The organism is Ensifer sp. ENS07 (assembly GCF_014852185.1).
In the GTDB taxonomy this organism is placed as follows: Bacteria; Pseudomonadota; Alphaproteobacteria; order Rhizobiales; family Rhizobiaceae; genus Ensifer; species Ensifer adhaerens.
This window is the reverse complement of record NZ_JACVBE010000001.1, coordinates 701420-714104: the sequence shown is the minus strand read 5'-3', so window position 1 is coordinate 714104 and position 12685 is coordinate 701420. Positions and strand designations below refer to the sequence as shown.

General features: G+C 63.3%; 14 protein-coding genes. 9 read left to right on the top strand and 5 right to left on the bottom strand.

Annotated elements, in window-relative coordinates; all coding sequences use genetic code 11:
- Nucleotides 1–29: 29 nt before the first annotated feature.
- The 5 genes from IB277_RS03465 (at nucleotide 30) to IB277_RS03445 (ending at nucleotide 4258) form a co-directional block, all read left to right on the top strand.
- The gene (locus IB277_RS03465; RefSeq protein WP_060522139.1) at nucleotides 30–794 is read left to right on the top strand and encodes an SDR family oxidoreductase; all 765 of its coding nucleotides are present in this window, start codon (nucleotides 30–32) and stop codon (nucleotides 792–794) included.
- A complete protein-coding gene (gene uvrC, locus IB277_RS03460; protein ID WP_089043939.1) occupies nucleotides 791–2815 on the top strand; it encodes an excinuclease ABC subunit UvrC in 2025 nt (674 codons plus the stop codon). The genes IB277_RS03465 and uvrC overlap by 4 nt, the downstream gene beginning before the upstream one ends.
- A 129-nt stretch (nucleotides 2816–2944) precedes the next feature.
- The gene (gene pgsA / locus IB277_RS03455) at nucleotides 2945–3532 is read left to right on the top strand and encodes a CDP-diacylglycerol--glycerol-3-phosphate 3-phosphatidyltransferase (RefSeq protein WP_034803862.1); all 588 of its coding nucleotides are present in this window, start codon (nucleotides 2945–2947) and stop codon (nucleotides 3530–3532) included.
- Complete coding sequence (moaD, locus tag IB277_RS03450) at nucleotides 3529–3789, top strand: molybdopterin converting factor subunit 1 (protein ID WP_034803865.1); 261 nt, start codon at nucleotides 3529–3531, stop codon at nucleotides 3787–3789. The genes pgsA and moaD overlap by 4 nt, the downstream gene beginning before the upstream one ends.
- Before the next feature lie 4 nt (nucleotides 3790–3793).
- The gene (locus IB277_RS03445; RefSeq protein WP_034804281.1) at nucleotides 3794–4258 is read left to right on the top strand and encodes a molybdenum cofactor biosynthesis protein MoaE; all 465 of its coding nucleotides are present in this window, start codon (nucleotides 3794–3796) and stop codon (nucleotides 4256–4258) included.
- 16 nt (nucleotides 4259–4274) lie between these two features.
- On the opposite strand, the gene IB277_RS03440 is transcribed toward IB277_RS03445, so the two are convergent.
- The gene (locus IB277_RS03440; RefSeq protein WP_110818456.1) at nucleotides 4275–5171 is read right to left on the bottom strand and encodes a branched-chain amino acid ABC transporter permease; all 897 of its coding nucleotides are present in this window, start codon (nucleotides 5169–5171) and stop codon (nucleotides 4275–4277) included.
- 67 nt (nucleotides 5172–5238) lie between these two features.
- Here IB277_RS03440 and IB277_RS03435 point away from each other — a divergent pair, with 67 nt between their 5' ends.
- Both IB277_RS03435 and IB277_RS03430 read left to right on the top strand, forming a co-directional pair.
- Nucleotides 5239–5799 (top strand): CGNR zinc finger domain-containing protein, encoded by a 561-nt coding sequence (locus IB277_RS03435; RefSeq protein WP_034803871.1) that lies wholly within the window; start codon nucleotides 5239–5241, stop codon nucleotides 5797–5799.
- Nucleotides 5796–6305 (top strand): hypothetical protein, encoded by a 510-nt coding sequence (locus IB277_RS03430; RefSeq protein ID WP_034803874.1) that lies wholly within the window; start codon nucleotides 5796–5798, stop codon nucleotides 6303–6305. Before IB277_RS03435 ends, IB277_RS03430 begins: the two co-directional genes overlap by 4 nt.
- Before the next feature lie 91 nt (nucleotides 6306–6396).
- Here IB277_RS03430 and ndk read toward each other — a convergent pair whose 3' ends face one another.
- Together ndk and IB277_RS03420 are read right to left on the bottom strand one after the other, a co-directional pair.
- Nucleotides 6397–6819: a nucleoside-diphosphate kinase gene (gene ndk / locus IB277_RS03425; protein WP_034803877.1), complete on the bottom strand. Its 423-nt coding sequence runs from the start codon at nucleotides 6817–6819 to the stop codon at nucleotides 6397–6399.
- Nucleotides 6820–6920: 101 nt separating this feature from the next.
- Entirely contained in the window at nucleotides 6921–7610 is a 690-nt protein-coding gene (locus tag IB277_RS03420) for a glutathione S-transferase family protein (protein WP_090294591.1), read from the bottom strand.
- 148 nt (nucleotides 7611–7758) lie between these two features.
- On the opposite strand from IB277_RS03420, the gene IB277_RS03415 reads away from it, so the two are divergent.
- Nucleotides 7759–8268 carry a DinB family protein gene (locus tag IB277_RS03415; RefSeq protein ID WP_060522133.1) on the top strand — a complete coding sequence of 170 codons (510 nt, stop codon included), beginning with the start codon at nucleotides 7759–7761 and terminating at the stop codon, nucleotides 8266–8268.
- On the opposite strand, the gene IB277_RS03410 is transcribed toward IB277_RS03415, so the two are convergent.
- Entirely contained in the window at nucleotides 8254–10854 is a 2601-nt protein-coding gene (locus IB277_RS03410) for an AMP-binding protein (RefSeq protein ID WP_090294593.1), read from the bottom strand. The two genes, IB277_RS03415 and IB277_RS03410, sit on opposite strands and share 15 nt — an antisense overlap.
- Before the next feature lie 278 nt (nucleotides 10855–11132).
- Here IB277_RS03410 and IB277_RS03405 point away from each other — a divergent pair, with 278 nt between their 5' ends.
- Nucleotides 11133–12206 carry a GGDEF domain-containing protein gene (locus IB277_RS03405; RefSeq protein ID WP_090294595.1) on the top strand — a complete coding sequence of 358 codons (1074 nt, stop codon included), beginning with the start codon at nucleotides 11133–11135 and terminating at the stop codon, nucleotides 12204–12206.
- Between the two features lie 10 nt (nucleotides 12207–12216).
- Here the strand turns inward: IB277_RS03405 and IB277_RS03400 are convergent, their stop codons facing one another.
- Complete coding sequence (locus IB277_RS03400) at nucleotides 12217–12669, bottom strand: MarR family winged helix-turn-helix transcriptional regulator (RefSeq protein ID WP_060604252.1); 453 nt, start codon at nucleotides 12667–12669, stop codon at nucleotides 12217–12219.
- Nucleotides 12670–12685: the final 16 nt, after the last annotated feature.

The following is a 12685-nucleotide window of genomic DNA, read 5'->3' as shown; positions in this document are numbered from 1 at the left end:
GCGAAGATTCGAAAAAGCGGGATAAAACGTTGAAGAAAGCACTGAAGGCGGCTCTCGTAACCGGGGGCGCCAAGAGGATCGGTAAAGCTATAGTGGAGGACCTGGCCGCCCACGGCTTTGCGGTCGCCATTCATGCCGATGCCTCGTTTGACGAAGCGCGGGCCCTGGCCGAAACCCTGAAGAAGACGGGAACGAATGCCGTCGCGATTCGAGCCGACCTTACGGATACGGGCGCGACATCGACACTGATCGAGCGCGCGACAGCAGCACTCGGGCCGATCGATCTGCTCGTCAACAATGCGTCGCTGTTCAAGAAGGATAGCCTCGATGCCTTCGACGAAGGGGTCTGGGACCAGCATTTCGCGCTGCATGTGAAAGCCCCTTCCCTGTTGGCACGCGATTTCGCCGCGCAACTGCCGGCCAACGCCAGCGGGCTTATCATCAATGTGATCGACCAGCGCGTCTGGGCTCCCAATCCGCGCTTTTATTCCTATATGTTGTCCAAGTCGGCGCTTTGGACGGCCACCCGGACGATGGCGCAGGCACTCGCCCCGCGCATCCGCGTCAACGGCATCGGCCCCGGACCGACGCTGCCGAACGAACGGCAGGACCCGAAGGATTTTGAGGCGCAGGTCGATGCGCTGATCTTGAAGCGCGGGCCGACGCTCGACGAATTTGGACGGACGATCCGCTTCCTGTTCGACACGCCGTCGATTACCGGACAGATGATTGCGCTGGACGGGGGCCAGCACCTCGCCTGGGAAACGCCCGACATCAGGGAGATAGTGGAATGAATGGACGCGTGCCGGCCGACGGCGGCATCCTTTATGATGGCAGCGAAGCGGAAGACGACGACGACCTGATCGAAGTGTCTGACGTGAGCGGCGTTGCGCCCGTCGTCGAGTGGCACGAGAATCACTCGGAGACCGAGGGACTGAAGGGTGCGGAGCTGATCCAGGCCTTCGTCAAGCTGCTGCCGAATGGCCCCGGCGTCTATCGCATGTTCAACGAGGCCGGCGACGTTCTCTATGTCGGCAAGGCGCGCAGCCTGAAGAAGCGCGTCAGCAATTATGCCCAGGGGCGCGGTCATTCCAACCGCATCGCCCGCATGGTGCGCGAGACCGCGAACATGGAGTTCGTGACGACGCGCACCGAGATCGAGGCGCTGCTGCTCGAAGCGAACCTGATCAAGCGCCTGAGGCCCCGCTTCAACGTGCTTTTGCGCGACGACAAGTCGTTTCCCTATATTCTGGTGACCGGCGACAGCCGCGCGCCGGCACTCTACAAGCATCGCGGCGCACGCAGCCGCAAGGGCGACTTTTTCGGTCCCTTCGCGTCCGCCGGCGCGGTCGGCCGCACGATCAATTCGTTGCAGCGCGCCTTTTTGCTTCGGACCTGCACCGACAGCGTCTTCGAGACGCGCACGCGCCCCTGCCTGCTCTACCAGATCAAGCGCTGTTCGGCGCCCTGCACCGGCGAAATAAGCGATCAAGGCTATGCGGAACTCGTTCAGGAGGCCAAGGACTTCCTCTCGGGCAAGAGCCAAGCGGTGAAGGCGACGATCGCTGCCGCCATGGGCGAGGCAGCCGAGAACCTCGACTTCGAAAGGGCAGCGCTTTACCGCGACCGCCTCGCCGCACTCAGCCACGTCCAGAGCCACCAGGGCATCAACCCCTCTGGCGTCGAGGAAGCCGACGTCTTTGCGATCCACCACGAGGGTGGCATCTCCTGCATCCAGGTGTTCTTCTTCCGCACCGGGCAGAACTGGGGCAACCGCGCCTATTTCCCGAAGGCCGACCCGTCGCTGCCGACGGCCGAGGTGCTCTCGCAATTCCTCGCACAGTTCTACGACGACAAGCCCTGTCCGCGGCAGATCCTGCTTTGCGAAGCGGTGGAAGAGCAGGAACTGCTCGGCCAGGCGCTCAGCGAAAAATCCGGATACAAGGTCGCGATCCAGGTGCCGCAGCGCGGCGAAAAGAAGGATCTCGTCGATCACGCGCTCGCCAATGCGCGCGAGGCGCACGGCCGCAAGCTGGCGGAAACAGCCTCCCAGTCACGCCTGCTCGAAGGCTTCTCGGAAACCTTCAAGCTGGAGCGCACGCCGCGCCGCATCGAGATCTACGACAACTCGCACATCATGGGCACCAATGCCGTCGGCGGCATGGTGGTGGCGGGGCCAGAAGGCTTCGTCAAAGGCCAGTACCGCAAGTTCAACATCAAATCGACCGACATCACCCCGGGCGACGACTTCGGTATGATGCGCGAAGTGATGACGCGGCGGTTCTCGCGGCTGCTGAAGGAAGAGGGCAAACCGGACCGGAGCGTGGAGGTCGGTGACGATGCCGCTTTCCCCGCCTGGCCGGACGTCATTCTCATCGACGGCGGCCAGGGACAGATGACCGCAGTGCGCGCCATCCTCAAGGAGCTCGATGTCGAGGACTGCGTGACGGCGATCGGCGTCGCCAAGGGCGTCGATCGCGACGCCGGCCGCGAACGCTTCTTCGCGCTCGGTCGCGACAGCTTCACGCTGCCGCCGCGCGATCCGGTGCTCTATTTCATCCAGCGGCTGCGCGACGAGGCGCACCGTTTCGCGATCGGCTCGCATCGGGCTCGCCGCAAAAAGGAGATGGTCAAGAACCCGCTCGACGAGATCGCCGGCATCGGGCCGACGCGCAAGCGCGCGCTGCTCACGCATTTCGGCACCGCCAAAGCCGTCTCGCGCGCCGGCATCAACGACCTGATGGCCGTCGCCGGGATTTCCGAAACGGTGGCGCGGCTGGTCTACGAACATTTCCACGACGATGCCGGGAAATGAAAACCTGATGTCACAATTCACCCGGCGTTCACATGCGATAGGGCAAATATGACAGTTGACGACGATGACCTGTTGACCTCCGGCCAGCAAAGTCATTTCTGTACCTGACGAACCAGAGAACACGAATCCATGCCCACGCCCGTCGCCTACAGCATCCCGAACCTGCTCACCTATTTCCGCATCCTGATCGTGCCGCTGATCGTCCTTTGCTTCTTCGTCGAAGGACGGCTGCACAGTTCGGACTTCGCGCGCTGGACGGCAGTGGCGCTTTTTGCCGTTGCCTCAATCACCGATTTCTTCGACGGCTATCTCGCACGCATCTGGAAGCAGACATCGAACATCGGCAAGATGCTCGATCCGATCGCCGACAAGCTGCTGGTCGCCTCCATCCTGCTGCTGGTCGCCGCCGACGGCACGATCGCCGGCTGGTCGATCTGGGCTGCGATCATCATTCTGTGCCGTGAAATCCTGGTCTCGGGCCTGCGCGAATATCTGGCGGCGCTGAAGGTCAGCGTTCCCGTTACCCGCATCGCCAAGTGGAAGACGACGATCCAGATGGTCGCCATCGCCTTCCTGCTTGCCGGCCCGGCCGGCGACAAGATTTTGCCCTATACGACGGAAGCCGGTATCGTGCTCCTGTGGATTGCCGCCGCGATCACGCTCTATTCGGGCTACGATTACTTCCGCGCCGGCCTCAAGCACGTGGTCAACGAATGAGCACCGTCAACCTGGTCTATTTCTCATGGGTGCGCGAGCGTATCGGCAAGGGCGAGGAAACCCTCGACCTTCCCGCCGGTGTCGTCACCATTGCCGATCTGCTTCAGCACCTGAAGACGCTCGGCGAGGAATACGAGGCGGCGCTCGAACATGAAAACGTCATCCGCGCGGCCATCAACCAGGAACATGTCGACCACAAGGAGCCGATCGCCGGCGCCCGGGAGATCGCCCTGTTTCCGCCGATGACGGGTGGCTGAGGCCATGCGCGCGCCGGTGACCGTGCGCGTCCAGCGCGAGGATTTCGACCTCAATAGCGAGGTCGCCAAGCTTTCGGCCGGGCGTGCCGACATCGGCGCCATCACCACCTTTTCCGGGCTTTGCCGCGACGAGGCAGGCACGCTTGCCGCCCTCGAACTGGAACACTACCCCGGCATGGCCGAGGCGGAGATCGAACGCATCTGCCAGGAGGCGGTCGAGCGCTTCTCGCTCCAGGCGGCCACCGCCATCCACCGCTACGGCAAGATCCTTCCCGGCGAGAACATCGTGCTTGTCGTTGCCGCCTCGCGGCACCGGCAGGCCGCCTTCGACGGCGCTAACTTCATCATGGATTTCCTGAAGACATCGGCTCCCTTCTGGAAGAAGGAACATTTGGGCGACGGCACGACCGGCGGCTGGGTCAGCGCCAAGGATGCCGACGACACCGCACGGGACCGCTGGTCGAAGTAGCCGCCGTTCCTTGAGGTCAGGGAATGACCTTCTCCTTGCGCGTCACCGCCAGCACGATCACCAGAAATCCGAAGATCGCAAAGTCGCGCCAGAGGATCGGCCCATAGGCGCTCCATAGTGTTTCGAGCAGGCCGACCGCGGCAGCGCCGAGGGCTGCATAGAGCGGCGAGGCCTGGCCGCCGATGGCGGCGATGAACAGTACCTTGACGCCGAAAGTAAGCCCTGTGCCGAAATCCATGTTGCCGTAGTAGGACGCGGCGAGGATGCCGCAAAAGGCGGCAATCAGGGACGCCGCGCCATAGGCGGCGATGTAGACAGTGGCCGCGTCGACCCCGCAAAGCGCTGCAGCCCCCCGGTCTTCGGAGACGGCCCGCCAGAACCGCCCTGCCCGCGAATGGGTCAGGAACCAGTGCCCGGCCGCCACCAACGCCGCCATCAGCGCGGTATTGCCGAGTTGGATGACGGTCAACGTGACCGGGAAACGCGGATCATCCCAGAAGACGATGTTGGCATTGAGGAACGGCGGCAGCCACAGGCTGCGGGTCTCCGAGGCAAGCCGTGCCGTCTCCATCAGCACCAGCAGGCAGCCGAGCGAGGCGACGACGACGGTGTTGGCCGACGAGAAGGCCAACGGCCGCATGACATACCGCCCGGCGACGAGCCCGGCACCAACACTGAAAGTCAGGGCAGCCGCCGTACCGAGACCAAGGGCGGCCGGAAGCACCAGCCACAGCCGGTCCCAGCCGAAAGCAGCAAACAGCACAAAGATCTGGCCCGAGAAGGCAAAGAGCGCACCATAGGTGAGATCGGCCCGGCGGGTCACGGCAAAGGCGATCGCGTAGCCAAAGGCCAGCGCCGCGTAGAGCGCTGCGACGGGAACGGCATTGGCGAGCTGCTGCAGAAAATAGAGCATGGCGCATCCGGAGCGTGACAAGATCAATATAACTGGTAAAATCGATTTTGCCAGTTAGGATTTTTGCATGACCTTCACCTGGACAGCCCATCGATTTGCCGGCGGCGCCCTGGCACTGGATGTCGCCAATTCCATCGTCCTGCGTTTCGATCCCGAACGCCGGATCGACCGCTTCGCCGATGTCGTCGCACTCCATTCCTTTGCAGAAGCCGCCAACCGCTACAGCGCGGAGAGTGTACGCTTCGGCGCGCTTGCGCCTGTCGCCGCGGAGAACCGTGACCGGCTCTTGCAGTTGCGCGAAGCGACCGACCGGCATTTTCGCGCAGAGATCTCGGACACAGGCCGGCCGGAACTGTTGGCGGATCTGCTGGAAGCCATCGCCGGCGTCTTGCGCGGCTCGACGCACCAGGGCGGCCTGCTTTCGCTCGACACCGCAACGGCGCAATCGGCGCTCACGCTTGCCGCCAACCCCGAGCCCGATCGGCTGAAGATCTGCCCGAATTGCGGCTGGCTGTTTCTCGACCGCAGCCGCAACCGCAGCCGCACCTGGTGCGACATGGCCGTCTGCGGCAACCGCACCAAAGCCAAGCGCCACTATCACCGCAACAGGGAAGAAGCAGGCCCATGACAAGGACATTCGGGATCTTGGCCACACTTGCCATCGCACTTGCCGCTGCGGCATGTCAGCGCGAGAGCGGCCCGGATCCGCTGAAGCTGACGGGCAAGATGTTCGTCTTCAACTACCGCCTCGCCTATGCGACCTACATGGTCACGCTGACCAAGGCCGAGGCGGTGCCCGACGGCAGCATCGTGGTGGCGCGCTTCGAAAATCCGGCCGGCGGCGACGCGCTGACACTGGAGCGCAAGCTCTTTCCGAAGTTGGAGAAGGTGGTGCTGGAAAGCCCCGATGTCACCTGCGTGAAGAAGGATCGCCCCTATACGGTGTCGATCGAGGTCAAAGGCCCCGAAGGCCAGTCACTGCAGAAGCTTGAGACCACCGTCGTCTCCGATGTCGATCAGGACATCATGCCGGCCAAACCGCTGGTCGAGGGCCCGGCCTACGACAAGAACCCGGCGGTCTTCAGCGGCGGCAAGGCACCAGCCCATTTCGAGACCGCGAAGTGCCCCGTCTGAGAGACCGGGCAACAAAAAACCGGAGCGTTTCCGCTCCGGCTCAAATCCTGAGTCAATTCAAGCCGCTATGGCTCGAACCGAAGATTTTGAATCAGCCAACGATCTCGGTGCCCGAGAACCAGTAGGCGATTTCTTCAGCAGCGGTTTCCGGAGCATCCGAACCGTGAACCGAGTTTTCGCCGATCGAGAGAGCGTGAACCTTGCGGATCGTGCCTTCGTCAGCGTTTGCCGGGTTGGTGGCGCCCATGACTTCGCGGTTCTTGGCGATTGCGTTTTCGCCTTCGAGAACCTGAACGATGGTCGGGCCGGAGGACATGAACTCGACCAGTTCGCCGAAGAACGGACGCTCCTTGTGAACGGCGTAGAAGCCTTCGGCTTCGCGACGGCTCATCCAGACGCGCTTGGAAGCGACGACGCGCAGGCCGGCATCTTCGAGCATCTTGGTGATGGCGCCGGTCAGGTTGCGCTTGGTCGCGTCCGGCTTGATCATCGAGAAGGTACGTTCAATAGCCATTGGCTCAATCCCTTGTTTCTTGAGAAGTGGCGGTTCATTAGCCGCCAATTCCGCGCAAAACAAGGGGGTTCACCGATGATTCGGCTTAGGCCAGGCGGGTTTCACGCAGCCGTCACACTGCGCCCGAGCCCGCCATGCAGATCGAGGCAGCGCTCAAACCAGGCGGTGACGGGATCACCCGGCTGAAGCAGGCGCTGCGGCGAGACGATGCGCGCCCATTGAAACGCGCCGAAGACGATGTAGTCGGCGAAAAGCGGCGTTGCACCACCCAGAAAATCCTGAATCTTCAGCAGATGGCGCAAAGGCTCGAGCTTTTCCGAGAAGGTTGCGAGAGAGGATCCGCCACTTTCGGCCACGGCCTCGAGCGACGTGCCGAAGCGCTTTTCCCGGCTCTCGCGGAAATAGGCCTGATCGACGGGGTCCAGCCGGTCGTGAATGTCCCGGATAATGATGCGGGTGACGGCCGGGTGCAGCGTCGTCTGCGACCAACCCTCGACGAAGCGGGAGATCGCCATCGCCCCCTCGCCGGCAAAGAGCGCCGGACGGTCCGGATAGGTCCGTTCGAGATAAAGGGCGATCTCGAAGCTGTCCTTCACGAGCTTTTCTCCATCCCGCAGCAACGGCACCAGGTTCGTCGCCCCGTCCTCGATCGCTCGGATTTCGGTGAAACCGGTCGGCACGGTGTCAAAGTCGAGCCCCTTGTGGGCCAGCGACATCGCGGTCTTCCACACATGCGGCGAGAAGGGACGCCCCCTGTCGGATCCACACAGCGAATAGAGCTTTCTAGTCATGCAAACTCTCCGGGACGATTGGCGTCCTCTTGAACGACATATCCGCCGCGTCATCAAATCAGTAAATTTCATGAATGATATCAGACACAGGAATGCGGTTCCGGGTTAGCGTCGCCATCCGCAACCGCAGCCATCAGGAAGGTAGCCGATGCTTGATCATTTTCGCATGTTCGCCGATTATAACCGCTGGGCGAACCGCCTCGTCTATGCTGCTGCTGCGGAGCTGACCGATGCCGAATTGCGGGAAAACCGCGGCGCCTTTTTCGGCTCACTGCTTTCAACCCTCAATCATATCCTCGTTGCCGACCGCATCTGGATGAAGCGCTTCACAGGCGAGGGCAATACCCCTGCTTCACTCGACACGACCCTGCACGAGGACCTCGCCGGGCTTACCGCCGCGCGGGCGGCCGAGGACGAACGCATCATCGCCTGGATCGACAACCTCAGCGACGAGCGCCTTGGCGCTTTGCTTAGCTACAGAACGCTCACCAATCCGGCGGCCGTCGCGCAGAGGCTGGCGCCGACGCTCGGCCACTTCTTCAACCACCAGACCCACCATCGCGGTCAGGCGCACGCGACGCTCACCGCGCTCGGGCGCCCGTCCCTGATACTGGACCTGGCCCAGTTTCTGAGGACCCAAGGATCACAGTGGGCGTAACGGCGAGCGTAACGCCTCGAAGCCGAACAGCCGCAGTGGCCGGATCTCACGCCCGCGCCATGCGGTAAGCTTCTTCAAGAGCTGACGCTGGCCGAGCCATGCGACGAGGCCGAGCGCCACGCCGCCGACGATCGACAGCAGCGAAAAAGCCGCCGGCGGCAAGGCCGGCTGCATCGGCACCATCAGCAATTCCGGCACGAAGCGGTGCAGGATGTAGATGTGGAAACCCGCCGCCGACAGGGGCAGGATGAGCTGAGCCGACCAGCGCGGCAGACTGACGCGTGGAAGGTAAAGCAGCGCTGCCAGGACGGCGATCTGCAGCAGATATTTGATCTTCGTGCCGATCCAGACTCCTTCGTAGAGGCCGAAGAACAGGAAGGCCCCCGTGCCGGCCAGCATCAACAGCAGCCGCTGCCTGGCCGTTTCCGCAACGGCGGCGCACCAGCCAATGACGGCGAGATAGAAGATCCATGGCAGCGTAAAGATCTGGCGATTGCCGATCGGCCAGACGAGTGGCAGCGCCAGACGGGTAACAAGCGCGGCCAGAAGCAAGGCCATCCCGGCGGCGAAGGGTTTTGCCGACACGAAACGGCGAAACTGCGGGACGGCAAAGAGCCCGACGAAGACCACCATCATCTGGCAATAGGCCTCGATGAACCAGTAGAGATAGGGCACCATGCCGTGCGTTTCCGGCAGGGCCACGCCGAAGTTGCCGACGAGAAAGACCGAGGCCCAGGGCACCTCACCCCAGGCGACCGCATAGGCCGCAACGATCAGATAATAGGGGATCAGCACCTGCGCGAGCGGCCGCAGGATCGCCCAGCCGTCGCCTGCAAGCAGCGGTCCCATCTGAAAGCGCGCAAGGCTGAAGCCGGCGAGAACGACCATGGCCGCCGACCCGCCGGGGATCGGCCACAGGACCTCGTGGTGCAGGACGACCAGAAGAATGGCAAGCGCACGGATCAAGAGGTCCGTGCCGATCCGTCGCGTGGCAGTTTCGCGCCGTTCCTGGAGCGATAGCTCGGCGATCGGCAAGGTCTCCCAGGCATCCGGAACTTGCCCCAGCGCCTTTTCCAGCCCGATCGACAGCTGAACGAAGCGCAACGAATCGCCGCCGAGCGAGACAAAGCTGTCGGACCGCTTCACCCGCTTTGGATAGAAGACCTGGGCAAAGAGCCCTTCGATACCGCCGTTATCATCATCGCCACTGGCCGCCGCCTGGCGGGCTGCCATGTTCAGTGCGTTGTAATCGATCTTGCCGCTGGCAAGCCGCGGCATCTCAGCAAGGGGCGTCGCCTTCAGGTGGGCCAATGTCAGCCCGCTTGCCTGCGCCAAGAGCCGCCTGATCTCTTCGACATCGCGGCTGCCGGCGTAAAAGGCGTGAAGGCCGGCATCGTCGCCGACAACGGCAGCGGTGATACCGCGCGCCTCGAGCCCCGCTTCCAGCACATCGTGCGCGATCCTGAGCCCGGCGATCTTGGAGATCCGCTTCATGCGGCCGACGATCTGGAACAGGCCGTCGGCATGGCGCATGGCCAGGTCGCCGGTCCGCAATTCGGCAAGGTCGGCGCCGCGGCAGAGGTCATCCCGTGAAATGGCATAGCCCATCATGACGTTCGGGCCGCGATAGACGAGTTCGCCAGCCACGCCGTCGCTTTCGATCGGCACGCCGCTCTCGCTCACGATCAGAAGGCGTCCACCTGGAATGGCGACGCCGATCCTGTCCTCGTTGCCGGAAAGCTGAGCCGGCGGCACATAGGCGATGCGGGCGGTGGCCTCGGTCTGGCCGTACATGGCGAAGAAAGCCACACCCTGGGTGCCGAGATGGTCGTTGTAGAGTCGGATGACATCAGCGCTCAAGCGGCCACCGGCGACAGTCATGAAACGCAGCTTGGCGAAGCGACGGTCGCGGAAGCCCACTTTTTCCAGCAGCTCGTAGGAGTAGGGCACGCCCGAGAGGTTCGTGCTTCCGCTTTCCGCGAGACCATCGAGAAAACCGGCATCGAGGATGGAGCCGCCGGGAATATAGAGGCTGGCGCCGACGGCCAGGTGAGAATTCAGCACCGACAGGCCGTAGGAATAATGGAGCGGCAGGATCAAGCAGCCGCGATCTTCCGCCGTCAGGCCGAGATAGTCCGCGATCGCCACAGCGTTGGCGGAAATGTTTTCCCGCGAGAGACGCACGGCCTTGCCGCAACCGGTGCTGCCCGATGTCGAGAGCATGAGGGCCAGTTCGTCATGGGGCGTCCGATCGCCTTGTCGCAGATGCTCCGTGCGCCAGCGGCCATCGATGCGACGGAAGCCGAAGTCTGGCTCGAAGGCATCGACCCAGGAGCCGGCAGCGCCGTTCTTCGGGGCTTGCATGGCGACGGCATGCCCGGCGGCGAGCGCTGCCAGATAGGCGACAATCGCATGCTCGCAAAGCTCGGCCTCGATCGTTACCAGCCCGCGCGGACCGCGAAAGGCAAGTGCCTGGCGGGTGACCCGCTCATGGAGTTCGCGATAGGTGACGATCCGTTGCCCGGAAAAGACCAGCGCCGGCCGGTCGCCCCATTTCGCCAGATCCGCAATGAACGAGAGGGACATGCTTGACCGTCGCTGTTTGCCCGGGCTCGATGCCCGATTTAGCAGCGCCGAATATAATTGGTGACTAAAGGCGTCAAGTATAAAGATGGCGACAGTTGACGACCGTCCATTCCCCCGCGACATGCGGTTGCGGTGGACGGAGGGCCGATGGAATTTAGCAACCATACCGGGCGGGAATCGCCCAGAGCCCGAAATCTTCAGACTCCCTTAAATGCGGCCTTCTCATAGTGGCGGCTTATCAATCCAGAGATCGAGAAGCGACCGGGGGCCACGACAGAATGAACAGGCAAGTTCCAGCGGATGCCAGCCGATCGCAGGCGAGGCAGGCGGCGATCATTCTGAAGGTGGCGCATGCGATGTCGGCGCACGGGATCGCGGCCCTGCCCCGCAATTACGAGCTTGTCTACGAGGCGCTATCCGGTCGCCTGCCGGAGCTTTCCCGCGAACTCGCCGCACTCGGGCACAACCCGCAGCAGGATGCGCTGGATGCCCTGGGTCTCAGGCATCACCTCATCTCCCATGCAGCACTTGCCGCGGACCGCGCGAGAGCCGCTGGCCAGGAAGCGCTTGTCGAGATTGCCGGAAAGCTCAGGCTCGCCTTGCTGCAGAAACAGAGCTTCAAGGATGAACTGGACCATTTCGCCGGCCGCCTGGCCACGGACCCCGTTGCAGGCATGTCCGAATTCGCCGACGACGCCGCGCGACTGCGGGAAGCGGCTGGCCGTTTGACGAATGAAGAAGGCGCTCTCCAGCAGGCGCTGGAAACCAGCATGACACGTCTCGCCGAACTCGAGGGCGAGCTTGCCGAAAGCCGGCGATCCCTGACCCGCGACCCGGCCACGGGCCTGCCGAACCGCCTGGCGCTGACGGCAAAACTCGACTCGATCCTCGAAGCGGAACAGGCAGACCAGCCGGTTGCCCTGCTTCTTGCCTCGGTGGAAGGGCTGCGCGAAATGGCGGAGCACCACGGCGGCACGGTCGCCGCGAAGGCGCTTGCCAAGCTCTCGACGCTGTTTCGCAAGTCGATCAAGAAGGACGATTTCGTCGCCCGCGTGGGCCAGCAGGAGTTTGCCTTCGTGTGCCGGGATGTCAGCACCGAAAATGCCGAGGCCATTGCCCGGCGTCTGCGGCAGTCGGTGAAGGAACTGACGGTCACCCTCCCCGGACGGGCGCACACAGCCGAGACGCTTTCGCTTGCGGCCGGCATCACCCTTGCGCAACCGGCATCGACGAGCGCCGATCTGCTGACCCAGGCGGAGCAGGCCCTCGCCGGCGCACGCGATGGCGCCGGCATCCTGTGCTATTCGGCGGCCCTCGGCCGCGGCAGGGGCTACGGCCAGAGCGCCGCTTGACGCTTGCAAATCAGGCGGCGACCGGGTGACGGCTTTCGTCGATTTCCGACGCCCTTTCACGCAGACAGCCGAGCAGCCGGAAGAATTCGGTGCGTTCACAATCGTCGAGCGCTGAGAACAGCTCATCGATCGTGCGATGGCGCGGCTGCAGTGCCGCCTCCAGCGCCAGCCGACCGCGGTCGGTGATCGAGATGATCTTCGCGCGACGGTCTTCCGGATCCGGTTCGCGCAGGACCATGCCGTCCCGCTCCAGGCCATCGATCGCTTCGGTGACGGTTCTGGCCGCAAAGCCGAGCGCCGAGGCGATATCCGCGCAGCGACAGGGGCCGAGCGTGTTCAGATAAAACAGGAATTTGCTGCGCGCGAGCGAAACGCCTTCCTCCGACATCGATGCGTTCACCAGGCGATGAACGCAGTGGTAGAGCTCGAAGAGCCGCTCGGCGACTTCGACTTTTTCTGTCATGGCAATGTACCTCATT